The sequence below is a fragment of the Clostridium sp. TF06-15AC genome, assembly GCF_003481165.1.
GTDB classification, from domain to species: Bacteria; Bacillota; Clostridia; order Lachnospirales; family Lachnospiraceae; genus Otoolea; species Otoolea fessa.
The window spans coordinates 132,179-157,465 of record NZ_QUKS01000005.1; the positions used below are offsets into that span (position 1 = coordinate 132,179).

At 49.4% G+C, this 25,287-nt stretch carries 21 protein-coding genes; 10 read left to right on the plus strand and 11 right to left on the minus strand.

The window, feature by feature from the left end; all coding sequences use genetic code 11:
- Positions 1-120 precede the first annotated feature (120 nt).
- Positions 121-1,119 carry an isocitrate/isopropylmalate dehydrogenase family protein gene (locus DXC57_RS11185; RefSeq protein ID WP_022360657.1) on the plus strand — a complete coding sequence of 333 codons (999 nt, stop codon included), beginning with the start codon at positions 121-123 and terminating at the stop codon, positions 1,117-1,119.
- A gap of 244 nt (positions 1,120-1,363) precedes the next feature.
- Here the strand turns inward: DXC57_RS11185 and DXC57_RS11190 are convergent, their stop codons facing one another.
- A complete protein-coding gene (locus DXC57_RS11190) occupies positions 1,364-1,615 on the minus strand; it encodes an AAA family ATPase (RefSeq protein WP_118652652.1) in 252 nt (83 codons plus the stop codon).
- Positions 1,616-1,751: 136 nt separating this feature from the next.
- Positions 1,752-3,749 (minus strand): LacI family DNA-binding transcriptional regulator, encoded by a 1,998-nt coding sequence (locus tag DXC57_RS11195; RefSeq protein ID WP_118652654.1) that lies wholly within the window; start codon positions 3,747-3,749, stop codon positions 1,752-1,754.
- 381 nt (positions 3,750-4,130) lie between these two features.
- On the opposite strand from DXC57_RS11195, the gene DXC57_RS11200 reads away from it, so the two are divergent.
- From DXC57_RS11200 to DXC57_RS11220, 5 genes are all read left to right on the plus strand, one after another.
- A complete protein-coding gene (locus DXC57_RS11200; protein ID WP_107001728.1) occupies positions 4,131-5,159 on the plus strand; it encodes a sugar ABC transporter substrate-binding protein in 1,029 nt (342 codons plus the stop codon).
- Positions 5,160-5,258: 99 nt separating this feature from the next.
- The gene (locus tag DXC57_RS11205; protein ID WP_107001727.1) at positions 5,259-6,767 is read left to right on the plus strand and encodes a sugar ABC transporter ATP-binding protein; all 1,509 of its coding nucleotides are present in this window, start codon (positions 5,259-5,261) and stop codon (positions 6,765-6,767) included.
- Complete coding sequence (locus DXC57_RS11210; protein WP_107001726.1) at positions 6,767-7,753, plus strand: ABC transporter permease; 987 nt, start codon at positions 6,767-6,769, stop codon at positions 7,751-7,753. Before DXC57_RS11205 ends, DXC57_RS11210 begins: the two co-directional genes overlap by 1 nt.
- Positions 7,754-7,789: 36 nt before the next feature.
- Positions 7,790-9,265 (plus strand): glycoside hydrolase family 32 protein, encoded by a 1,476-nt coding sequence (locus DXC57_RS11215; RefSeq protein ID WP_118570563.1) that lies wholly within the window; start codon positions 7,790-7,792, stop codon positions 9,263-9,265.
- Between the two features lie 97 nt (positions 9,266-9,362).
- Positions 9,363-10,325: a carbohydrate kinase gene (locus DXC57_RS11220; RefSeq protein WP_181357259.1), complete on the plus strand. Its 963-nt coding sequence runs from the start codon at positions 9,363-9,365 to the stop codon at positions 10,323-10,325.
- 116 nt (positions 10,326-10,441) lie between these two features.
- Here DXC57_RS11220 and DXC57_RS11225 read toward each other — a convergent pair whose 3' ends face one another.
- The 8 genes from DXC57_RS11225 to bsh all read right to left on the minus strand — a co-directional run bounded on the left by DXC57_RS11225 (position 10,442) and on the right by bsh (position 20,251).
- Positions 10,442-12,196, minus strand: coding sequence for a [FeFe] hydrogenase, group A (locus DXC57_RS11225; protein WP_118652656.1), 1,755 nt, complete (start codon positions 12,194-12,196; stop codon positions 10,442-10,444).
- A complete protein-coding gene (locus DXC57_RS11230; protein ID WP_118652658.1) occupies positions 12,190-14,031 on the minus strand; it encodes an NAD(P)-binding protein in 1,842 nt (613 codons plus the stop codon). Before DXC57_RS11230 ends, DXC57_RS11225 begins: the two co-directional genes overlap by 7 nt.
- A 366-nt stretch (positions 14,032-14,397) precedes the next feature.
- Complete coding sequence (locus tag DXC57_RS11235; RefSeq protein ID WP_118652660.1) at positions 14,398-15,585, minus strand: J domain-containing protein; 1,188 nt, start codon at positions 15,583-15,585, stop codon at positions 14,398-14,400.
- Between the two features lie 158 nt (positions 15,586-15,743).
- Positions 15,744-16,262, minus strand: a complete 519-nt coding sequence (locus DXC57_RS11240) for an Hsp20 family protein (RefSeq protein WP_022360671.1) — start codon at positions 16,260-16,262, stop codon at positions 15,744-15,746.
- 294 nt (positions 16,263-16,556) lie between these two features.
- Entirely contained in the window at positions 16,557-17,915 is a 1,359-nt protein-coding gene (locus tag DXC57_RS11245) for an MATE family efflux transporter (protein ID WP_118652662.1), read from the minus strand.
- Positions 17,905-18,357 carry a MarR family transcriptional regulator gene (locus tag DXC57_RS11250; RefSeq protein ID WP_118469461.1) on the minus strand — a complete coding sequence of 151 codons (453 nt, stop codon included), beginning with the start codon at positions 18,355-18,357 and terminating at the stop codon, positions 17,905-17,907. The genes DXC57_RS11245 and DXC57_RS11250 overlap by 11 nt, the downstream gene beginning before the upstream one ends.
- 284 nt (positions 18,358-18,641) lie before the next feature.
- Positions 18,642-19,082, minus strand: a complete 441-nt coding sequence (locus DXC57_RS11255; RefSeq protein WP_022359593.1) for an FKBP-type peptidyl-prolyl cis-trans isomerase — start codon at positions 19,080-19,082, stop codon at positions 18,642-18,644.
- Positions 19,083-19,276: 194 nt separating this feature from the next.
- Complete coding sequence (gene bsh, locus DXC57_RS11260) at positions 19,277-20,251, minus strand: choloylglycine hydrolase (protein WP_118524016.1); 975 nt, start codon at positions 20,249-20,251, stop codon at positions 19,277-19,279.
- Between the two features lie 333 nt (positions 20,252-20,584).
- On the opposite strand from bsh, the gene DXC57_RS11265 reads away from it, so the two are divergent.
- The 3 genes from DXC57_RS11265 (at position 20,585) to DXC57_RS11275 (ending at position 22,757) form a co-directional block, all read left to right on the plus strand.
- On the plus strand, positions 20,585-21,718 hold the full coding sequence (locus tag DXC57_RS11265) for a M20/M25/M40 family metallo-hydrolase (RefSeq protein ID WP_118652664.1): 1,134 nt from the start codon (positions 20,585-20,587) through the stop codon (positions 21,716-21,718).
- A 434-nt stretch (positions 21,719-22,152) separates the two neighbouring features.
- Entirely contained in the window at positions 22,153-22,422 is a 270-nt protein-coding gene (locus DXC57_RS11270) for a hypothetical protein (RefSeq protein ID WP_118492978.1), read from the plus strand.
- A gap of 59 nt (positions 22,423-22,481) precedes the next feature.
- Positions 22,482-22,757: a hypothetical protein gene (locus DXC57_RS11275; RefSeq protein ID WP_107001717.1), complete on the plus strand. Its 276-nt coding sequence runs from the start codon at positions 22,482-22,484 to the stop codon at positions 22,755-22,757.
- Between the two features lie 109 nt (positions 22,758-22,866).
- Here the strand turns inward: DXC57_RS11275 and coaBC are convergent, their stop codons facing one another.
- Positions 22,867-24,060 carry a bifunctional phosphopantothenoylcysteine decarboxylase/phosphopantothenate--cysteine ligase CoaBC gene (coaBC, locus tag DXC57_RS11280; RefSeq protein WP_118652666.1) on the minus strand — a complete coding sequence of 398 codons (1,194 nt, stop codon included), beginning with the start codon at positions 24,058-24,060 and terminating at the stop codon, positions 22,867-22,869.
- A 598-nt stretch (positions 24,061-24,658) separates the two neighbouring features.
- On the opposite strand from coaBC, the gene DXC57_RS11290 reads away from it, so the two are divergent.
- Positions 24,659-25,282, plus strand: coding sequence for an ECF transporter S component (locus tag DXC57_RS11290; protein WP_022359587.1), 624 nt, complete (start codon positions 24,659-24,661; stop codon positions 25,280-25,282).
- Positions 25,283-25,287 lie beyond the last annotated feature (5 nt).

The window sequence follows — 25,287 nt, forward strand, 5'->3', positions numbered from 1 at the left end:
AGCTTTCGATAATATATGAAGATTGGAAGTAACTGTTCAGTAGGTCTGCGCATTTACTGCGCGTGACTGTGAAGGTACTGAACAGTTACGATTGGGAAAATCAAGAAGGAGGATAAAGAAATGAGTCATAAAATTACAGTATTTCGCGGCGATGGTATCGGTCCGGAGTTAGTTGATAATGTGTTAAAGATTTTAAAAGCGGCAGATGCACCGCTGGAATATGAAATTTTCAATGTTGGTGAGGATGAGTGGAAACGCAACGGTGCTTTGATTCCAGAGGAAGCTTATGCTTCCTTCGAGCGCACCAAAGTACTCTTAAAATCCCCGATTACGACTCCGGTTGGAAAAGGATTCCGCTCCCTGAATGTAACACTTCGCGGACAGTATGACCTGTATGCCAATATCCGCCCGGTTAAGTCCAACGCGGCAGTAAAAACTCCATTTGAGAATGTGGATATCGTGATTTTCCGCGAAAATACAGAAGGTCTTTATGTTGGTGTAGAGGAGCAGGTAAATCCGGATACGGTTCATGCAATTAAGATTGTTACAAGACAGGCAAGCGAGCGCATTATCCGCGATGCATTCGAGTATGCGAAAAAGAACGGACGCAAGAAAGTAACCTGTATTCATAAGGCAAATATCCTGAAAATGTCCGATGGCATGTTCCTTTCCATTTTCAAAGAGATTGCAAAGGAATATCCGGAGATTGAAGGTGATGATAAAATCATCGATAACACCTGCATGCAGCTTGTCATGAATCCAAACCAGTTTGATGTTATGGTAATGCAGAACCTGTACGGAGATATTCTTTCGGACCTGTGCAGCGGCCTGATCGGAGGCCTGGGACTCGTTCCATCCAGCAATATCGGTTCTGACTATGCTATGTTTGAGGCCGTACATGGCAGTGCACCGGATATTGCAGGCAAGCACCTGGCAAACCCGACCGCATTCCTGTGGTCTGCCTGCATGATGTTAGAGTACTTAGGTGAAAATGAGACCGCCGGACGCATCCGCAAGGCTGTGGATGAGGTTCTGGCAGAAGGCAAGCACCTGACAAGAGATCTGCATGGAACTGCAACCACCGAGGAATATGTGGACGCAGTGATTGCGAGACTGTAAGAATTTAATAAGTGAAGATGTAAGAAGGGGCTGTTGCACAAACCGTGCAGCAGCTCCTTTTGGCTATAAAATAGGGTTATCGGCCAGCATATTTGTAAATGCGACAGACGCCCTATTTGTGTATAAAAACAGATGCCAGCATTATTTACCTATCCCCTTTACCATACACCGTTTCTTGAAGAAGGAAATTCCATAACAGAAAATTTCATCATAATTTCCTTCAAATTCTTTTGTATACATGCGTTCATCGATCTGGACGAGATTCGATTTGAAGTCCGGTAAAAAGATTCGGGCTTTTTTTTCGAATATCAAAAAAATTGGCAAGCATACTCATCGCCAGTGTTTTTCCAAAACGACGCGGGCGGGTAATCAGGGTGACTTCCGAGTTATTCGTCAGAAGATCAGCGATCAGCCCGCTTTTATCAATATAATAATAGCCGTCTTCGCGCAGCTTTTTAAAATCAGAAATACCAACAGGGATTTTTAGGGGTGCCATCGATGATGCTCCTTTCTGAAGATACGGAATTGTTACGAATAACTTTATCATATCATGGGGGGAGGTGGTTGGCAAAATTTTAAAAGAAAGCGGGATGCGCCTATATCCGGAAGAGGTGTATGGGTTTGGAAAATAGCTACTGACCCATCTGCTTCTCCCCCAGCTCCTCCGGCAGTGCCTCAAAGAAAATATCCTTCCAGGCACGTTTCAGCTGTTTTTCATGAACTACATAGGGCTGCACGCCGATATATTTGGGGACGTTATCACTGACCAGGGATTTGGCGACTGCAAGAGCGGCCGCTTTTCCCTGGTCATATGGTCTCTGGGTGCTGAGTCCTTTTACAAATCCTTGATTCATTTCTTCTGCAATCTCAAAATCCAGATCCGTGGTAAAGACAGCAATATCTGTCCGGTTCAAAGCTTTCAGGGCCTTGATGGCGAGCAGAGCGGGGCGGTCCCAGCTCACATAGAGCGCCTGGATATCCGGGTGCTCGCTTATCATTTCAAAGCATACCTTGTAAGCATTTTCGATTTGGATGAAGCCTTTTCTGGCAGTGATCTCGATATTGGGATAGGATTCCCTTAATATTTTTTCGGCACAGTTATCACGCTCAGTAGTGCCGTAAAACATGGCACCGTGGATGATGAAGCCGACTTTGGCATGCGGTTTTTCTTTCAGATATTCACCGATCATGCGCCCTGTATTGGTGCCATTTTCCCGCTCATTGACGGAGATACAGGAGACGTAATTGTTCCGGCTAAAATTCTGCGGGACATTGCTTAAAAAGACCAGCCGCGTCATTTTGGACAATTCCTGAAATGCCGGACCCGTCTGGACATCGTCGGTGGGGATGGCGATGACGGCGTCCGGGTGCTGCATTTTGATGCTTTCGAGCTGCATATTCTGGAGAGCAGGATCAAAATGGGCGTCCATGGTGGAAATAATATCGATTCCGTACTGTTCCAGTTCATCCCGGATGCCTTTCTGATGCAGGGCAGCCCAGGCGGTTCCAGTGTAGTGGAAGGAGATGGCGACGCGGTAATTTCCAGTTCGCAAAAGCTGTTTTTCCTCCTTGGAGAGGCGGATGCTGTCCGGGGAGACGGCGTGTTCACCGAGCGGACCGTTGTCGATGATCCGGGTGGAATCACGCAAAATCAGCTCTACATCTGCATAGCGGGTCAAAGGCGCGCCGGAGAGGTGGTTGATCTCGTCAAAGAGTGCCTGCGAGGCGAGTTCTGCCATCTGGTCGATGTCCCGGTGGATGCAGGATAGCGGTGGGGCGGTCAGCTCGCACCAGAGCATATCGTCAAATCCGATGATGGAAATATCGCGCGGACAGTCTTTTCCCAGCTCCCGCAGCGCCTTGAGAAGAAACATAGTCAGCCGGTTTCCACCGGCGATGATAGCGGTGGGGAGATACCGGGTGATGCTTTTCTGAATATTCAGGCTGATGGTATCACTGGACTGATACAGATTGATCTCCGCGATGCAGGAACTGCTCAGGGTATGGTTGGCGGAGAGAAGCGCCCGCTCATATCCGGCAATCTTGTCCTGTTTGGCGAGGCTGTCTGTTTTTTCTACCAGAAACAGCACATTTTCGTGTCCGCTCTCAAAAAAATAGGAAGTAGCGGAGTGAAATGCTTTGGTGTAATCAAAAAGGATCCGTGGAGTGACATCGTCATCGATGAATCGTTCGACACAGACAAACGGGATACCGGATTCATAGAGAAATGAATAGGCAGCCGGATTGCTGCTTGCCGGGGAGAGAAAGATGCCGATGGTCTTGGCACTGGAGATTAAGTTTTGCAGGATGCTTTTCTCCTCTTCCAGGTTGTCGTTGGTGACGGCGGTGTAAAACTGATAGCCCTGGCTGGTCGCGTAGGACTGCAGCTGATTGCACAGATCGCAGTAGAGCGCGCTCTTGATATTTGGAAAGACAGCGACAATCTGTGAACTGCGTCCGCTGCGGATTTTACGCACCTTTTTTTTGATTTTTTCAGAATATCCACTTTCTTCAATAATAGCTTCGATTTTATCCACCAGTTCCGGGCTGACATAGCGCGTATGGTTGATAACATGGGAAACGGTGGCGATGGAGACGCCTGCCTTTGCGGCGATTTCTTTGATGGTCATAAAACTCCCCCTTGCTGGTACGGATTTAGTCCGGCGGTTCCTGCGCGGCTGGATTTGGATTTGCCGCAGTTTTATATTTCTGTTTTTGATTATAGCACAAAAATTGGGGTAAAACGATAAGATGAATGAAATTTACGTAAAAAAATAAAAGGAACGGTAGAAATGCATAAATATCAATAAAACAGGATGAATATATCGCTGAAATTAGTGCAATATGCCACAAGAGTATTGACGAAAGGGCATGGAATAGAGTAATATCTAGATATCAGACAGGGAGACTCCTTCCAGAGAGAAAAATTTTTACGTAAAAATAAAAAGAAAACTATAACAATCCGTTTGAAATGCACTAAACAGTGATGAAGTAAGAGGAGGATCAGATTTATGAAAAAAAGTCTTAGATTTACAGCAGCAGGTCTTTCAGTTTGCATGATGGCAGCAATGCTGGCAGGATGCGGCTCTTCCAGCAGTACCGATACAACAGCGGCAGCCGATGCTTCTGAGGCAGCGGCAGATACGCAGGGGGCTGAGGCAAAGACCAGCGATTTATCGTTTGCATTCTGTACGAATACTTTAAACAATACTTTCCAGAGTTCCATTGATGCAAAGCTCAGCGAGCTGTGCAAGGAAAACGGCATTTCCTATACCTGCCTGGATCCGGATTATGATTTAAACAAGCAGCTCAGCCAGTTATCTGACTGTGCAAACAGCGGTTACGATGCAGTATTTGTTATCCCGGTTGACTCCGCAGGTATTACCTCCGGACTGGCTGAGATTGCAGATGCGGGTATTCCGATTTTCAACGTAGATACCGCGGTCATCGATGATGATATCGAACAGTTCGTGACACAGTTCGTTGGAACCAACGCATATATGGCAGGCCAGTTAGTGGGCGAGCAGATGACGAAAGATTATCCGGATGGCGCAAAGATTGCAGTTCTGGATTTCCCGTCCAATGAAAGCTGCGTGGATCGTGTCAATGGTTTCCTTGAGGGCCTTGGCGATCAGAAAGATAAATTTGAGATTGTAGCACAGCAGGATGGCGGTGCAGCGCTGGATCAGTCGATGGGACTGGCTGAGGATATTATCACAGCAAACCCGGATCTGGAAGCATTCTTCTGTATCAATGACCCGTCTGCCCTGGGTGCGGCAGCAGCTATCAAGGCAGCAAACAAGACCGGCGAGATCGGTGTATATAGTATCGATGCATCCCCGGATGGAAAACAGGCACTCTTAGACGGCGAGTTCACCGCAGTTGCATGCCAGGTTCCGCTTCAGATTGCAGAATATGCATTTGACGCAGCTGAGAAATATGTAGGCGGCGATACCGCAATCGATGAGAAGAAAGTATATCTGGATTCCCATCTGGTAGAGAAAGAAGAGGCAGAGAAGACTCTGAACGACTGGCAGTAATGAACTGCGAGGAAGCTTAATAGTTACGTGAAATAAAATAAAACATGGAAAATGCGGCGATGGGGTTCATTGCCGCATTTCTAAAAAACGGAGGGTTCTATGGGAAAAACAATTCTGGAAATGATAGATATCAAGAAAAGTTTTTCCGGGATCTATGCATTGTCAGGGATCAATTTTTCCCTGGAAATGGGCGAGGTTCATGCGCTTCTGGGAGAAAATGGAGCGGGTAAATCAACGCTTATCAAGGTCCTTGGAGGAATTTATAAACCGGACAGCGGAACAATCAAGATTAATGGTCAGGAAGTTGAGATAAATGGTGTTTCGGACGCCCAGGAGAAAGGAATCGGAATCATACATCAGGAGATCGTCCTGGTTCCGTATCTGACGGTCGCGCAGAACCTGTTCCTGGGACGGGAAATCAAGACGAAATTCGGCACCGTGGATATGCGGGAGACGAACCGCCGGGCAGGCGAGATGCTGGCAAACCTCGGGGTCAATATCCACCCGGATACGCTGGTAGAATCTTTGACGATCGCCCAGCAGCAGATGGTTGAGATTGTAAAGGCGGTATCCTTCGACGGACGGATCATCGTCATGGACGAGCCGACGTCCTCCCTTTCCAATGACGAGGTAGAACAGTTATTTGGAATCATTGAGAGATTAAAAGCAAAACAGGTAAGCATTATATATATTTCCCACCGTATGGAAGAACTGTTCCGGATCTCGGATCGGGTTACCATCATCCGCGATGGCGCCTATGTGGGAACGAAAAAAACATCGGAGACGAATGCGAACGAGCTGGTAGCCATGATGGTAGGACGGGAGTTAGAGAGCTTCTATGCCAGAGATTACAACGATCTGGGACATGCAGAAACGGCGTTGGAAGTGAAGAATTTAACCTGTGAGGGTGTGTTCTCAGATATCAGCTTCCGGGTAAGAAAGGGAGAGATCCTGGGATTTGCGGGTCTGGTCGGAGCCGGACGAAGCGAGATCATGGAATGTATCTTTGGAGCCAGAAAATACCAGAGCGGAACCATTCTTTTAAATGGAAAGGAAGTCCGCTTCACGACACCGATCCAGGCAATCAAGGCGGGCATCGGACTGGTGCCGGAGGATCGGAAAAAACAGGGACTTGTCCTTGGCAATACGGTCGGTTTTAACCTCACGCTGGCATCGATTGACTCTTATATTAACGGAATTGCCATCAGCGACCGGAAATGTCAGGAAGTGATTGATTATTATAAAGAAAAGCTTCATATCAAAGCAGTGGCAGACCGGGTGGAACTGGTGGAAGCGGGAAGTCTTTCCGGCGGAAACCAGCAGAAGATTGTCCTTGGAAAATGGCTGGCAATCAAGCCGGATGTCCTGATTCTGGACGAGCCGACGAGAGGCGTCGATGTCAATGCGAAGTTTGAGATTTATTCCGTTATTAATGAGCTGGCGAAGGCGGGTATCGCCGTTATCATGGTATCCAGCGAGCTGCCGGAGATCATCAATATGTGCGATAACGTATGTGTCATCAAGGCGGGAAAAATGACGGGAATGCTCGGAAGAGAAGAACTGGATCAGGAGAGAATCATGCAGTATGCAGCAGGAGGCGAAGAGTGATGAACGGAAAGAAAAGTACAGCAGGCAATTCGGTACTCTCGGTATTTACCGGAAATACAGGAATTATTGGAGTGCTGGTTATCTTATGTGTGGTAGTCGCACTGGCAACCGATAAATTTTTGACACCGAGCAATATCATTTCAGTGCTCAGACAGATTTCCATTAATACATACATTGCACTGGGAATGACGTTGATTATTATTCTCGGACACATCGATCTGGCAGTTGGCGCGATCGTAGCGATGAGCGGAACTCTGACCGTAGGATTTGTAGTTAATCAGGGACTTCCGATTGGCGTGGCGATTGCGGCTGGCATCATCATCGGTGTTGTGGCTGGTCTGATTGATGGTATGGTTGTATCGAAATTCCGTGTTCCGGCATTTATCATTACGATGGCAATGATGAATGTCTGCAACGGTATCGCGTATGTATATTCGGGCGGACAGTCCACCCGTATTACGGATAAGTTTTTCATTGCAATCGGAACGGGTTATCTGTTTAACATTATTCCGCTGCCGGTTGTCTATATGGTTATTTTAATTATCGTATTTAGTTTTCTGCTTTCTAAAACAAAATTTGGTACCTATGTGTATGCAATCGGCGGAAACCGTGAGGCGGCGCGTCTCTCTGGTGTTCCGATCAAGAAAGTCGAGATCATCGTGTTTACATTGTCGGGCGCCCTGGCGGCGTTTGCAGGTCTGGTTCTGGCATCGAGAATGTATTCCGGACAGCCGTCCGTCGGAAGTGGCTATGAGATGGATGCGATCGCAGCCTGTGTCCTCGGCGGAACCTCGATGGCAGGCGGACGCGGACGTATCAGCGGCACAGTATTTGGTGCGATGGTAATCGGTATTATTTCCAATGGTCTGAATCTGATCGGTGTCAGCTCCTACTGGCAGCTGATTGTAAAGGGTCTGATCATTGCCTGCGCGGTTGTACTGGATTCCCAGAAGGGCAATCTGGCACTCCTCAGAAAAAAGAAATGATTCCAAGAGCACATTTAGAAAGGCAAGGAGAGAAGAATGGACTTTTTCAGAAAAATGTCATTTGCGGATTCGACCGGTGACGCGATTCCGTTTTATCATGAAGGTAAATATCATATTTTTTCACTGACATCCCCGCCAGGAACCACGGTATATCCGGCGAGACTGCGTACTACATGGAGCCACTCTGTTTCGGAGGATCTGGTGCACTGGGAGGAGCTGCCGACAGCACTGTATCCGGGCGAGGGCGATGAGCCGGATGCGTCCGGCGTGTGGACGGGATCGGTTATCTACGGCGAAGGAAAATATCACGCATTCTATACGGGTTACTGCCTGACGGCAGAATATCAGCAGACGATCTGCCATGCGACGAGCGAGGATGGTATCACCTGGACGAAGGACGCGGCAAACCCGGTTATCACGCCGATGATAGAGTTATATGAAAAGCTGGACTGGCGTGATCCGTATGTATTTTATAATGAGGAAGATAAATGCTACTGGATTCTGATCTCGGCGAGACGGCTGGATATGCCGGTGACAAGACGCGGCTGTATCGTCCTGTACCGCTCGAAAGATCTGGTAAACTGGGAGTATTATGGTCCGTTGTATTCGGCAGGCAATACGAATTGTCCGGAATGCAGCGAGATGTACAAGATAGGCGATACCTGGTATCTTTCCTATTCCCGCTTTTCCGAGTTTGTCAACACGATTTACCGCACTTCCAAATCTCCGTTTGGACCGTGGAAAAAGCCGAAGAAAGACGGCATCGGCGGACGCCGCTTCTATGCAGCTAAATCCATGCAGGATGACAACGGGCGCCGTTTCTATTTTGCCTGGGCGCATGACCGTGCAGAAAACAGCGACCGCGGCGAGTGGTACTGGGGCGGCACGTTCTGTATTCCGCATGAGGTCGTTGCAACGGCAGACGGACAGCTGGACGTGAAGCTTCCGGAAGAATATGTAAACTGCTTTAAAGAGAAAGTTGACTGGAAATACCTTCCGGTCATGGGAGAATACAAGCTGTATGGAGATACAACGGTTGAGCTGGATGGATGCGGGACAACCTCGTATGGTTTCCTGGAGCAGCCGGAAGAAAAGTTCCTGTTTACCGGCACGGTGATCCCGAAAGAAGCGAATGATTCCTTCGGAATCCTGTTGAAATCCGACTGGGAGGCAAGCGGCTGCCTGTTCTTAGAGTTTGATGTGGCGATGCAGCGAGTGTCCCTTCTGTCCCTGCCGATGGGAGTTGACCCGTTCTGGGAGCAGTCCTGCCAGGCGGTTCCGAAAGCAACGGAACCGGGACCGGATGGCGTGCGCGTGGCAGAGAAAACCTTCGCGATTGAAAATGGCGCGGCAATCGACGTCAAGATTTCGGTGGATCATGACATGGTAGAGGTATTTGTGGGCGAGCAGGTGGCATTTACCTATCGTATTTTCCGGAAACCGGAGTACGAGCTCGGTCTGCTGGCGCAGGACGCGAAAGTAGAATTTGCAAATATCGCGATTCGGAAGTAAAATTCCTTGTGAGAGACGAACGGATGTGGCTGTCCGCCTGTGAGAGGGCTGGATGGCGGCACCATTGATATAACTTGTAATACGGAGGATGATTCGTATGAGAATAAAAACAGACATCACAGCGCTGGGAGAGCTTCTGATTGATTTTACTCCAGCAGGCGTTTCACAGCAGGGAATGCGTCTGTTTGAGCAGAATCCGGGAGGTGCGCCGGCCAATCTGCTGGCGGCGGCTGCGAAATTTGGAAGGAAGACAGCATTTATTGGCAAGGTGGGTAAGGATATGCACGGTGATTTCCTGAAGGAAACCCTGATCCGGGCAGGTATCAATACGGACAACCTGATTCAGGATGAGAAGTATTTTACCACGCTTGCATTTGTAAGCCTGAAAGAAAACGGGGAGCGCGAATTTGCCTTTGCGAGAAAGCCGGGGGCAGATACGAATCTGTGCATGAAAGAGATCGATCCGGAGATCCTGGAAAATACGAGAGTATTTCATGTCGGTTCCCTGTCGCTGACCGATGATCCATCCCGGACGGCAACCTATGAGGCGATCAATATTGCTAGAAACAGCGGTGCGGTGATTTCCTACGATCCGAACTACCGGGCGGCGCTCTGGAGTGATCCGGAGACCGCACAGCTTCGGATGCAGTCGCTGATTCCCTATGTAGATATGATGAAGATTTCGGATGAAGAAACCTCGCTTCTGACCCCGTATCAGGACCCGGAGGAAGCGATTCAGTATCTGCTCCGTCAGGGCGTGCACCTGGTGGCAGTGACGCTCGGAAGAGATGGCGCCCTGATCGGCAATGAAAATGGAATCGTAAAAGCGGAGGGCTTTTCCTCCCATGCGGTCGATACAACCGGCGCTGGTGATTCCTTCTGGGGAGGTTTTCTCGCCTCCTATCTGCAGGAAGAAACCTCGCCGGAACACCTGACCCGGGCGCAGATGATTCAGTTTGGCAGGGTCGGCAACGCAGTGGCAAGCCTGTGCGTCGAACGCCGCGGCGGAATCTCGGCAATTCCGGAGATGGAGGAGATTGAAGAGAGGCTGAGAGGCTAGAAGAAAAGATAGAGTAAGTAGTTGGTAACTAGCCTCAGATTGGTCATCTGTGAATGACACAAAACCCCAGAGAGCGGCAACTCTCTGGGGTTTTGTTGTGTGGCTGTTTGGATATATTAATATTCCTCCACATGCAGCAGATGATGTGCACGATCGGATAACGGAGCTTCAAGATACTCGTCATACAGTGTCTGAACCGCCTTGTTTTCATGGCTGAACCGGATGGCGCTGCGGGCGTCGTAGCCGCGCAGGCACTGGTCGCGGTCTGCGCAGTCCTTCGGCTTATTCTGGAAGGATGGGCGGATCGGCTGACCGCCGCCGTTGATACAGCCGCCCGGACATGCCATGACTTCAACGAAATCATAGTGGCATTCGCCGCGTTTCATCGCCTGAATGAGGCGTCTGGCCTCTCCTAGGCTGCTGAGTGCTGCACAGTGCAGTTTCACACCCTTGATATCGATCTCCAGTTCCTTAAAGGAACCGATCTGGCGCAGAACCTTCAGCGGACTCTGCTCGTCGATCTCCGGATTTTCACCGGTTACGGTGTGGTAAGCGGTACGAAGCGCTGCTTCCAGTACGCCGCCGCTGGCACCGAAGATCACACCGGCTCCGGTTGCTTCACCGAGAGGATCGTCAAAATCGCACTCCGGAAGTCTGGATACATCGATATGATCGGCCTTGATGAGACGGCATATCTCACGGGTGGTCAGAACATAATCAATATCCTGTCCGGTTCCGGCGCTGTCCATGCCCGGAAGAGTCAGTTCGCGCTTCTTGGACATACACGGCATGATGGAAACACAGGTAATATTTTCCGGTGCAATGCCTTTTTTCTGTGCAAAATAAGTTTTGATGACAGCACCGAACATCTGCTGCGGGGACTTGGCAGTGGAAAGCTGCGGCAGAAGCTCCGGATACTGGCTCTTTGCAAAGCTGACCCAGCCAGGGCAGCAGGAGGTGAACATAGGCCAGCTGTATTTATCCGGCTGCTGTAAGCGGGCTAAAAGCTCGTTGCTTTCCTCCATGATGGTCAGATCGGCTGCAAAGTCAACATCGAATACATAGTCAAATCCAACGGATTTTAAGGTGGATACGAAACGTCTGTCAGTAGCAAATTCCGGGGAAAGACCAAATTCTTCACCCCATGCGGCCCGGACAGCCGGAGCGACAACCGCTACGGTTACCTTGTCATCATTTGCCAGTTCACCGTGGATACCATTGATGGCTTCCACATCATCCCGCTCCTGGAGAGCGGCAGTCGGGCAGTGGGTAACGCACTGTCCGCAGAGAGAACAGTCGGATTCTTTGATTTCCAGATTGTGGGAAACATCGACGGTTGTATGGGAACCGGTTCCGGACACATCCCAGATATTTAAGGTCTGGATCTTGTCGCAGATCTGGACGCAGCGCATGCATTTGATACATTTTCCCGCATCGCGGATCAGTGGGAAAGTAGAAGTCCAGATCATTTCCGGATATTCGTTTTTATAACGGTCAACGGTCAGGTTCAGATCACTTGCCACCTGTTTTAATTCACAGTTGGAACTGCGTACACAGGTGGGACAGTTGGTGTGATGCTGGGAAAGAAGCAGTTCTACGTTGATCTTGCGGGCTTCACGGACTCTGGGAGAGTTTGTGAGAATCTCCATGCCTTCCTGAACCTGGTTGTTGCAGGAGGTAACGAGATGGTGGATTCCCTTCACTTCTACAACGCAGACACGGCAGGCACCGATCTCATTGATATCTTTCAGATAGCAAAGATAAGGAACGTGAAAACCGTTGTCGCGGCAGGCGTCCAGAATCCGGGTTCCTTCTGGAACCTGCAGTGGTATATTATTAATTTTGATGGATACAAGATTCGTATTTACCATGATGTGGTCCGCCCTCCTTTGAAGTTTCCATAACCGAAGTGATCACAGCGCAGGCAGCGTCTGGCTTCCTGGCCAGCCTCCTTGAGGCTCATGCCGCATTCGGTAAGTGTAAAGTCACATTTGCGTTCTCCGGCGGGCCGCTCTGTCATGTTGACACGCCCGCAAGGAGTACGGTCGGAGAGATCCGGTTCCGGAATCTTCACATCGCAGGTAATCTCGTGGTTGTAGCCGAGATACTGGTCGATGTTGGCTGCGGCTACCTTGCCGGCAGCGATTGCACGGATCACGGTTGCCGGTCCGGTTGCACAGTCGCCTCCGGCGAAGATACCCGGCATATTCTGAATGGAGGTCCATCCGGTTGCCTGGATGATGCCCCATTTTGCGTCGATACCCTGTTCTACGAAGTAACGGCTTTCGATGCCCTGCCCCACAGCTGCGATGACGATATCACATTCAACCGGGATAGAGTCGGTGCCGATAGCCTTCGGTAAAGGACGTCCGCCGCGGATTTCTCCCGGCATCTGCTGGCTTACCCAGAGAGCTTTTACCTGGCCGTCCTCGTCTGCTTCAATCCGCTCCGGTGCGTAAAGTTCCATGATCTCTACGCCTTCAGCCATGGCACTTTCAACCTCTTCCGGAAGAGCTGTCATATCAGCTTTGCGGCGTCTGTAGGCAACTGCCACCTTGTCTGCGCCCAGGCGGACAGAAGAACGGGCTACGTCCATGGCTACGTTGCCGCCGCCGATAACACAGACCTTCTTGCCGCTAAGATCCGGATATTTGCCGTCACCGATGGCACGGAGAAATTCGACAGCGGAGATAACACCGCCGGCATCTTCTCCCTCAATACCAATCTTTTTATCACTATGAGCGCCGATGGCGATGTAGATAGCATCATATTCTTTGCGGAGTTCTTCCAGAGACAGCTGTCCCGGCTCATTGCCGACTGAAGTTTCGAGACGGACTTCCACACCGGTTTCCAGAATAACATTGATATCATCCTGCAGGCGCTCTCGTGGCAGGCGGTAGCTTGGAATTCCGTACAGCAGCATGCCGCCGAGTTTCTTGCGTTTTTCAAATACAGTGGTCTGATGTCCCATCAGCTGCAGATAATAAGCAGCGCTCAGGCCGCTGGGGCCGCCGCCGATGATCGCGATGCGCTTGCCGGTGGAGGTTGGACAGGCCGGTGCCGGTACATATCCTGCCATATCCACAGCTACACGTTTGATACCGCGGATATTGATAGAATTATCCAGCATGTTGCGGCGGCAGCGGGACTCACATGGATGTTCGCATACCAGCGCACAGGCGGTTGGGAATGGGTTATCCTTGCGGATCAGGCGGACTGCATCGGCATAGCGTCCTTCACCGGTCAGGGCGATGTAACCCGGAATATCAACTCCGGCCGGGCACAGAGCTACACAGGGAACCGGCTGATCAAGATTACTGCGGCAGCGGTTGTGTAAGATATGTTCCATAAAATCCTCTTTGAAGCCGTCCAGTCCTTTTAAAACCATCTGGGCAGCGGTATAGCCGATGGCACAGTCAGCCGTGCTTTCGATGACACGGGCTGTTTCCTCCAGCATGGTTAAATGCTTCATGGTTCCTTTTCCGTTCAGGATGTCTTCCAGAAGATTGGAGAGCTGCGCGAGACCGATTCGGCAGGGAACGCATTTGCCGCAGGTCTGTGCATGGCACATTTTTAAAAATGCAGCGGTCAGGTCGACAGGACAAAGACCTGGCGGGCTGGCGATGATGCGCCGTTCCAGATCCTTGTAAAGCCCTTCTACGACATTCTGAGCCTCGCTGTTAGTAGGTATAACGAGTCTGCTCATAAGGTGTAAACTCCTTTCATAAATGTGAAATAAAATGCGTTATATTTTTCGATGCAATTATGTGTTTACTATAACATAAAACGAGCGAAAAATACAAGATATTTATTGCAAAATATCTAAAAAAAGAAATGAAAGTGAAGTAAAAACAGATAAAATAGATAAGAAAGATAGGTATAAAGTGTGAAAAAATGTTGAATATATAGCTGTGGTAATTTCATGACAATTAAAAAGTGATGAAATTGTGGATTGCCTACAATTAAAATATCATATTTATGAAAATCACAACCATATATATGAAAATAATAGGGCAAAAATTCTATGATATTTTTGGCTTTACAGACGTTCAGTAAAAAACGGCAGGAGCCGTCAAGCTGCGCTCCTGCCGTTGGGTCCGCCCTGACTGTTTTTGTTCAGTCCGCAGGCGTGTTCAAATTCGCGAAGTTTCTGTTCTGCCTCGGGGGTCAGATGGTTCGGGACATCGATCTGAACCGTCACGTACTGATTGCCATGGATGGACGGATTCTTCATGGAAACAATGCCTTTTCCCTTTAATTTAATCTTGGTTCCCGACTGCGTCCCGGCTGCGATCTTGCACAGGACATTGCCGTACAGGGTGGAAACCAGCGCCTCACCGCCGAAGACTGCGGTGGTAAACGGAATGCGGACGGTCGAGTAAACATCCATCTCCTTGCGCTCCCATCCCGGTTTTTCTGCCACGGTAATGTTAAGGAGCAGATCACCGGCCTCACCGCCACCGGTTCCCGGCATGCCTTTTCCTTTCAGACGGATAGATTTACCGGTATCGATGCCCGCTGGGATGTGAACCTGTAAAGACTGGCGCTTGCCAGTCTGTGGGTTCTGCAGAGTGATGAGCTTCTCGCAGCCGGATACGGCTTCATCAAAGCTTATGGTTACATCGGACGTGAGGTCAGAACCTTTCTCACGGAAATCGGCGCTGTGAAAGCCCTGACTGCCGCCGAAGCCGCCAAAGCCAGACCCGCCGCCAAAATGAGCGCTAGAACCGCCAAAACTGGAACCACCGGTAAAATGAGTCCCAGAGCCGCCAAACCCGGAACCGCCCGTGAAATGTCGGCTGCGGGAACTGCCGCCCGAACTCTTGCCGTGGAACATGCCGCCAAACATATCTCCAAAAATGTCACCCATATCGTCCATGTCATCCCCGGTAAAATGGTATTCTGCATAACCGCCCGGACCGCTCTGATAGTGCCAGGAACCGCCCTGACCGGTACCGCCAAAGCCGGAGCCAAATGGACCATTTCCAGAAGCGCCGGCACCGCCAGCTCCGCCGTATGCGGCGCTGTTCGGGTCAAATGCGGCGTGACCGAAGCGATCGTAGAGTTTCTTTTTTTCTGGATCACTTAAGATCGAATAGGCTTCGTTGACATCCTTAAACATCTGCTCTGCCTGGGGATTACCGGCATTGGAATCCGGGTGATACTTTTTGGCAAGTTTCCGGAATGCCTTTTTGATCGTCTCCGCACTGGCGTCCCGCTTTATCCCCAGTATGTCATAATAGTCTCTTTTCTCTGCCATTGATTATCACCTCCGTAGATGCAGTGATTTAAGTTTCAATTATTTAGGTTATGATAAAAGATTGGGTATGATAGAAGCTGCCGCATCCCTGCGACAGCTTCTGAACCTATCTGGCTGCTGGCAACACAATGTGTGAGCCGCAGCTGCCTATCTGATTATTAACCTTCGATGGAAACGAAATGCTTCTCTTCAACCGCTTTCTTTTCCAGCTCTTTCGGGAAGGTCAGGGTCAGAGTGCCATTTTCAAATTTGGCATGGATATCCTTTTCTTCCAAGTTCTCGCCGACGTAGAAGCTTCTGCTTACATTGCCGCTGTAGCGTTCCTGGCGGATATATTTAACGGTTTTCTGCTCGGCTTTAGCGTCCTTCTTGGAAGCATCTGCTTCTGCGGTCGTTGCATCTTTCTGATTCTCCTCCGGCATATCTTTCGATGTAACTTCTTTCGAACCGCTGACGGTCAGATAGCCATCTTTCAGCTCAATCTGAAGTTCGTCTTTCTTAAATCCCGGCAGGTCGATGGAAACTTCATAATCCTTATCGGTTTCCTTGACATCCGTCTTCATCAGCTGGGAAGAGGAAGCGCCATACAGTCTCTGGTTAAAGCTCGGGAAGGAAAAATCCATCCAGTTATCAAAGTTATCAAATACACTATTATTAAAAATACTCGGCATATACATAAGTCATCTCTCCTTTTAGTTATCTGTAAATGTCTTTGTAGTTATCATCTATGTAAAAACATTGGGAGGAAAAGGGGAACTCATTCATTTCCTTGTCCTTTCCTTTGTTCTAGCTGTAATATAACACACATAATTAGCACTGTCAAGAGGTGAGTGCTAATTTTCTGTGAAGTTTTTGTGAACAACGTAATTATTCACGGGTAGGCACTTTTGGAACCGAAAGTACCGTAATGATAACAGGCAGACACCTTCGCTCTGAAAGTGCCTGCCTGTTACGGAGCAGTTCCTATGTTTTTATATGATTTCTTCCACTGGCGGGTGCTGCTGTTTCCGGGTCCAGTAGATATAATATCCGATATTTAGTACAATGCCGACGATCGTGGAAACCGGGGCTGCGAGACCGATCTTGGTCAGGCTGGCGTCCGGCTGGATACTCATGAAATACGCTAGCGGGAGACGCACCAGAAGTGTCTGGATGAGTCCCTGTGTCATAACCCAGAGTGTCTGGTTATTTCCGTTGAAATATCCGATCATGCTGAACAGAACCGCGGTCACGATGGACTCAAGCGCGAATCCTTTCAGGTAATCATAGCTGTTCTGGATGACCGCCGCATCCGTCGAGAAGAAGCCGGACAGGATATCGCCCTTTAGGAGAACCAGGGTAAAGACGATACAGCCGACGCACAGACCGACGCCGATTCCCGTAAAAAGGGTGTGCTTGGCACGCTTGACGTTCCCTGCCCCTACGTTTTGGGAGACGAAGGAAGCCATCGACTGCATCAGGGCGCTCGGGACGAGCATGGCGAAATTGACGATCTTGCAGGCTACACCGTAACCGGAGGATGCCTCCAGTCCCAGGCGGTTGACGAACGCGCACAGGGCTAAGAAGGAAAGCTGGGTTAAAAATTCCTGGAGCGCGAGCGGCAGCCCGATGGAAAGAAATTTCGGGCACTGGGGGTTGAACCGGAAATCATGCCGGGTGATCGTAAATGGCAGTTTTTTCTTAATTAAAAGAAGAATCGCAAATACGACGCTGAGCGCCTGCGCGGAGACAGTCGCGATGGCGGCGCCGGCGGCGTCCATATGAAGACCAGCTACCAGTGCGAGGTCGCCGATCACATTGACGATGCAGGCAACCAGGACAAAGAGAAGCGGCGACTGGCTGTCACCGAGCCCGCGGAAGATGGCGGACAGCAGGTTGTAGGCGACGATGAAGAAAATGCCGCCTCCGCAGATGCGGATGTAGCTGGCGGTCAGATCCACCGCCTCTTCGGGCGCCTGCATGAGAATGGCGATCGGGCGGGCAAAAAAGACCATGACGACGAATAAAACGGCGGAAATGAGCGTAAACACGATCGAAGCTCCGCCGACAACCGCGCCGATCTGCTGCGGTTTCTTTTCACCGAGATAGCGGGCGATCAAAACCGTGATACCCATAGCGAACTGGATTACGACGAAGGTGACGAGGTTTAAGACCTGGCTGCCGGTGGAGACAGCGGAAAGGCCGGAAGTCGAACCGAACCGTCCAACCACCAGCAGATCGACCGCGCCGTATGCCGCCTGCAGAATCAGTGCGCCGAGTACCGGAATCATGAAGGCAATCAGTTTTTTCAGAATACTGCCTTGTGTAAAATCAGCTTTATCATTGTTCATGGGAATCCCTCCGTTTGCACATAATCTGATAAAATGTCTCCATCGTCTGAACCATCTGGCGGGCATCTTCCTCAGAGATGGTATCTAAAGAGGGGGCGAGCGCGCTGAAGTATTCGGCGTCATACGTCTGTGAGAGTGCCCTGCCCGCTTCGGTGATGGAAATGTAGGTGATGCGTCTGTCGTCCGGCGAGGTTTTCTTTTGCAGATAACCACCCGTCTCCATCTCCTTGACGGTCCGGGTCACGCCGGGGCGCGGCAGGTTCAGCGCATCGCTGATGTCCGATATTTTCACGTGGATGCCGTTTCGTTCCAGCGACTGGATGACATCCAGATATTGAATATAGGAGGAAGTGACTCCCTTCGGCAGCGGCGGAAGCATATCCCGGATCCGCTTGCCCTGATAACAGGCGTCCAACATCCGCTTGATTGTTTCGATGGTCATATAGAAAGTCTCCTTATCAAATAGTTGCTTGTGATAATTATCATAGATAATTATATGGGAAAATGAGAAGTTGTCAAGAAAAAAATACCGCCAGCTCCCGGGATGGGCGCTGACGGCGCGTGTTGTTATAATGTAAGGGCAGTTGTGTTGCTGTTTGTATGTAGGTGGGCAGCAACACAGAATGCAGCGGCGTGGCATTTTATGAAGTATGAAAAATTTCCATAGCCGCAATGTGTTTGGATAGTACGTTCACTTTCCATGGTATTTACCATAAATAATAGTAATTACTTTACTTCAACTAATTCGATCTTGAAGTTCAGCTCCTTACCAGCCATCTCATGATTGGCGTCAAACGTGATATTTACCTCATCCTTTGCGATAACCTTTACCGGGAACGGCTGTCCCATCTGGTTGGTTAAGTAAACCTGCTGACCTACCTGCAGTTCCTCGGAACCCGGCAGTTTGGCAATCTCAAGCTCCAGAATTGCGTTCGGATCCGGCATGCCGTAAGCTTCCTCCGGCATCAGGTGGATCTCCTTTACCTCGCCGACTTCCATATCAGCGACAGCGGCGTCGAAGCCCTTGATCATCTGACCGGCGCCGCAGACAAACTCCAGCGGTTCGCCGCGATCGTAGGAAGAATCGAACTGTGTGCCATCGTTAAAAGTACCTCTGTAATGTGTGCGGCAGGTTTTGCCGACGTTGCGTCCTGTGATTTCAGACATTTTAAAATCCTCCAAATGATATTGATATGCGGTAATGGACAATCTTCCTCAAACGGACAATTTCCAGTGATTTCAGATGCATATTTATCAGTATACTAGAAAACAAGGCGAATGGAAAGAGAAAAGTTGTCTCTCCGGTACCGATATTGTCGTTTTTTTGCAACGAGGATGGGGCAAGTTGGAAGCAGAGAAGATCAGTTCTCCCATCGAATCTGCTCCCCCTGCACCAGCGGAAACCGCGAAAGCGTCTCCCCGTCCAGGTTCTCCCGGTTCATATCCACTGCCGTGATCTGATGGTTTTCATATGTCGTGTAGTAGTAAATCCCCTTATCCGCATTGCAGCAGGAGGTGTAGAGTGTGATTTCATATTTTCCATCGGAGACCTCGCAGCATCCGCGCTGCTGGTCAACCGAACCTAGGATATGGAAAAACTGGCTGACACTTTCTAGTTCGGATGCGCCGGAGCGGGCATTTGATTTTGTAAAAGCGACCCGTGCAAACCGGGAAGCGGAGGAGAGGTCTCCCGGAAGTCCGAGAGCGCCCATGCCGCGGCTGTAGGTTGTAAGCGGCAGATCGGCAGAAAATGTATTCTGCGGCTGCTTCGGGGACAGGTTCATGTAATTGTTGAGGGAAAACAGCTGCTGCGGGAACGGCGGATTGTTTGTCAGGACACCCACCGGATTGTCGTAGATATGCAGTCCATCCGCCATCGGCTCGATGACGATGCATTCATTTTTATCGGCAAGAATCCAGTGAAGCTGCGCCGGGGCAAACTGCTCGTTGAATGGGGTGTCGGTCAGTACCATCTGGGCGAGGCGGACGCGAGCCTCTTTCACGGACGCGCACTGGCTGAGAATCCAGGGGATGAACTCAAACTGTGCGATGTTGTCATGATCCTCCTGCGGCTTCTGGTAGGAGGCATTGCCGACGAAATTCAGTCCCGCCATGCAAAGCCCCTTCTCATTAAAAGCATCATAATAAAGCGGATAATCCCCCGCCACATGTGCCATGCCGATGATGGCATAGTGGGTCGAAACCGCGCTTGCGTGGCGGAAAGTAAGTGGATAGTTGCGAGGTGTGACGGTTACTTCGTCCCCGTAAGAAAATTCATAATCTAAAGTTCTGCCGAAGTAGAAATCGGCGGTTTTGTAGGTTGCGGCTGTACACATGGTCATTTCTCCTTTTTCTGTTTCAAAGTGTGTGGGTCAGATGGTGTTTATCAATGTTCTATTTATTTGTTGTATGCTTTATACTCAACTGCATCATTGTAAAAGTGGAAATGAATCTTGCTGTTTTTAGTATATTTAGTATATCAAATTTTTGAGAAAAATATAGAGGAAAAGCGGATATGGAAATAGAAAGAGATTGGTCAGATCATTTTAGGACTTAAAGTGAAAGGTAAAATCAATCTGCTTCACAAATGTATTGTCTGGGTATATAATAAGGGGCATAAACAAATAGAAATGATAGGCAAATAATTTTTTTTACAGGAGGACTCACCCATGGCTGATCCAGATAGAATCCAGATAAACGAAGCCCGCATCCGCGCTGAATTTGACGAGCTGGCGCGGATTGACTCAGAAAGTTTCGGGGAACGCGAGATGGCGGATCGCTTGAAGGAAAAGCTCGCAGAGCTGGGAATCCAGGCAAAGGAAGATGACACAGCCGAGAAAATAGGAGGCAATGCGGGAAATCTGTTTGGAACGTTAAAGGGCGGACTGTCTGGCACGCCGATCCTGCTGTCCGGGCATATGGACACGGTCGCGCCGGGAATCGGAAAGAAGCCGGTTTTTCATGAGGACGGAACCATCACTTCGGATGGAACCACCGTGCTTGGCGCGGACGATCTGACCGGGGTAATCGCCATTTTAGAAGGCATCCGTGCCGTGCAGGAGGCAGGAATCCCGCACCGGGATATCGAGATCCTCTTTGCGGCGGCGGAAGAGCCGTTTACAAGAGGAAGCTCGGAGTTCGATTTCAGCCAGGTGAAAGCGAGGGAGTCGTATGTTTTAGATGTGACCGGACCAGTCGGAACAGCGATCCTGCAGGCACCGACGATCCTTTCCTTTGAGGCGGCAGTCAAGGGGCGCGCAGCGCACGCTGGATTTGAGCCGGAGAAAGGCATCCACGCGATTCAGACGGCGGCCCGCGCGATCGCCGCGTTACGGCTGGGACATGTGGATGAGGAGACAACCCTGAATGTGGGGCTGATTTCGGGCGGCTCGGTCGTGAATGCAGTGCCGGAACTCTGCACCTGCCGGGGCGAGATCCGCAGCTACAGCCATGAAAAGGCAATGGAGACCCTGGAAGATGTCCGTGCGGTGTTTGAAACCGCTGTCAAAGAGGCGGGGGCAGAGCTTTCTTTCACACACCGCCTCCATGTCAAAGCCTTCCATCTGGAACCGGACGCGCCGGTGGCAGTTCATTTTGCCGGGGCCTGCCGCACCCTGGGAATCGAGCCGAAATTCGGCAGCACCTTCGGCGGCAGCGACGGAAACACGATGATGCAGCACGGAATCCCATGCGCGGTGCTTTCCTGCGGTATGTACGATGTTCATTCCGTGCGGGAGTATGCGAAGGTGGGGGATATTGTGAATGGGGCGAGATTGATCGCGGAACTGATTACGCAGGGGTAAGAAGCGGGTATAGAGTAAAACTGAAAAATGTTGACATAGCCGAACGGCTTTATTATTTCACCAAAACAATTATATAGCCGTTCGAACAAAAAATAGGGTGATTTGGAATGAAAATAACATCGACAAGCGCTGAATGAAATGTCCATCCAGCTTATGGAAGAAGGATATCCAAAGGCAAGGGATATCCAAAGGCAAGGGATATTCGAGAGCAGATATTAAAAGAGGGCGGATATTCTCATTTATAAAAGTACCTTTTCATTTTGGTAGAGTTATTTTTGTAACTATTTTGTAAGAAAATATCTATATATTTTGGAACATAAATCTGATATTATTAGAATAAATAAGAGACATGTCTGGTTTTGCAAAAATAAAGAGAGGTTGCTGTTTTGTGAGATTTCAGCCCTGTCAGGATAGTGAATCGAGAGGTGATCGATATGAAGAAAAAATTCTGGCTGATATTATACCATTTAGGCGGTTCGGTGGTACTTTTATTGTTACTGTACACGTCTCTTCAAGGCTTGACAACGGTGACCTTATGTTTAGCGATACCGGTATTGGCAGCAAGTATTATAGAGGCAAAATTTGAATGGAAATTTTTACGAGAGAATCCGGAAATCAAAAAGGATAAAACCTATCGGATCGCAAAAACACTCGGATATCTTTGTGGTCTTATTTTGGTGGTAGGAGTATGGCCTCGTCATTAGAACATTTTTGCTTAATAAAAGACTCTGTTACACTTGGATTGAATCGAGAGGTGATCAATATGAAGAAAAAATTCTGGCTGACATTATACAATATAGGCGTCTCTATTTTATTCTTACTGTCATTGTACAGTTATGCAAAAGGCATGGCAGGCTTTTCTTTATTTTTAGCGCTGGCAGTTTTTGGAGAAATTGCGGCAAGGGCTTTTATTGAATGCAAATACTTGCAGGAGAGTCCAGAGATAAAAGAGGATACAGCTTATCGAATCACGAAAGTATTGCGATTGCTTTCTGAAATTATCTTGATCATAGGAGTATGGCGGATTCGTTTTAAATAGCCACATTCTAAAAATAACGCTTATGATATATTCCATATTCAATGAAAGAGGAGGCATCCGTCCATCAACCTCGGTTGCTTCCTCTTTCTCTATCTATTTCAATCAAAATCTATTTCATCATATCGCGTAAAACCGTCAATATCTCCATCGCCGCCGCTTCCTTACTCATCTGCTCCAGATGGCGGGTCTGCTGCTTATCGATCAGCGTGATGACGTTTGTATCGGTGCCGAATCCGGCGCCGGCTACCTTTAAGTTGTTGGCAGCGATCAGATCCAGATTTTTGCGTTCCAGCTTGCCGCGTGCGCGTTCCTCGAGCTGGGAGGTCTCCATCGCGAAGCCGCAGAGCAGCTGTCCCGGACGTTTGTGTGCGCCGAGGTAGCTTAAAGTGTCCTCAGTGCGCTCCAGCGCCAGGCTCAGATCGCCGTCGGATTTCTTGACCTTTTCATCAGAAACGACTGCCGGACGGTAGTCAGCGACGGCTGCCGCCTTGATGATAATGTCCTGTTCCTCACTCCGGGAGGTGACTGCCTCAAAGAGGTCGTGTGCGCTTTTGATGTGGACAGTATTGACAAATGGAGGCGGAGTCAGTGAAGTTTCGCCGGTGACGAGTGTCACGTCAGCACCGCGCAGCATCGCCATCCGTGCCAGCGCATAGCCCATTTTTCCGGTCGAATGGTTCGTGAGGTAGCGCACCGGATCGACCGCTTCCTGGGTCGGACCGGCGGTCACAAGGATCTTCTTTCCAGCGAGATCCTTCGGGTAGGCGATCGCGCGGAGAATATATTCCAGGATCAGCCGCTCATCCGGAAATTTGCCCTTTCCGGAATCGCCGCAGGCGAGCAGACCGCTTGCCGGTTCGATGATGGTAAAGCCGTAATGCCTTAACAGGTGCAGGTTGTCCTGTGTGATCGGATTCTCATACATCCGTGTGTTCATCGCCGGAGCAATGATGCGCGGGCACTGGCAGGCTAAGAGCGTGGTCGTCAGCATATCATCGGCAAGTCCGTGTGCCAGTTTGGCACAGACGTTAGCGGTTGCCGGTGCGATGATAGCCAGATCCGCTTTTTTAGCCAGTTCGATATGTTCTACCTCAAATTTAAAATTCCGGTCAAAGGTGTCCGTCAGGCATTTATTGACGGTCAGGGTCTCAAAGGTAAGCGGTGTGATAAATTCCATCGCATTTTTAGTCATAATCACGTGTACATCCGCGTGCTGTTTCTTTAAAAGGCTGGCAAGGTTCGCCGCCTTGTATGCGGCGATTCCGCCGGTTACTCCCAAAATAATCGTTTTTCCAGTTAACATAATATATATCCTTTCGGTTTGTACTCTGGTTTTCTGGGTCATTTTTGAACAGCATAGCATCTGGAGGAAAAATTGTAAACCATTTTTGGCTTCCGTTCTCTGCCAGATTCTTTGGTAAGCGCATATAACAGGAGGGGAAAGAAACATGTATTTTGTGAAAAGACAATAAAAAACAGTACATATTCTGGTAGAATTGTTGGTTGTATGTTGAAAAGTGATGTGATATAGTGTGGAAGTGTCTGCTGACTGGCCTGGTTTTCACTGGATGTGAACAGAGACAGGCGGCAGCAGTTGTATTGTATCCCATAGAAAACAGGCACTGAACGTGCTGGCAGCAAATCCGCGGAAAGCGGCAGAAGAAACTTCTGCCGGAATGTGCGTATCTGCATACGGATCTGTATCTGAGATGGAGAATCATACCGGAAGAGACGGGGAATTAAAATGCCCTGGCTCGCAGCTTTTCTGGATGGTATCGCCGGAAAGAACGGAATTTGTAAGGATTTTATGCACATGATATTGGCGCAGGTAAGCGGCAGTCTGGCGAACAAAAGGTGCAGCAGGTTTTTCGAACGGGAATAATAACAAGGAGGAAAATTTCATGAACACAACAAACAACACATCTAAACTTGTCATCTTAGGTCTTATGACCGGCATTCTTCTGCTGATGGCGTACACTCCCCTCGGATATCTGAATATTGGGCCGCTGGCGATTACATTTAATGTGATTCCGGTTGCGATCGCGGCGATCACACTGGGACCGGCAGGCGGCGCAGCGATCGGTGCAGTCTTCGGCATGACCAGCTTTTTACAGTGCATCGGCATCGGCGGCAGCAGTGCGATGGGCGCGATGCTTTTCAGCATTAACCCGTTTTTGGCATTTGTACAGAGATTCGTTCCGCGTATGCTGGATGGTCTTCTGTTAGGCTACATTTTCCAGTTTGTACGCCGCAGAACCGATGCGTACATGGCAAGTCTGGTAACCGGATTCTGTTCCGCGTTTTTAAATACAGTTTTCTTTATGACGGCTTTAGTCGTTCTGTTTGGCAATACCGAATATATGCAGGGGCTGATCGGCGGAAAAAATATCATCCTGTTCGTATGCGGTTTCGTAGGAATCAATGCAGTATGCGAGATGGTATCGTCCACAATCCTCACCGGTGCAGTCGGTGCAGCGCTTTACCGGGCAAAATTTGTACCGGCTCTGGAAAAAAGCAGGGGGTAAGACAG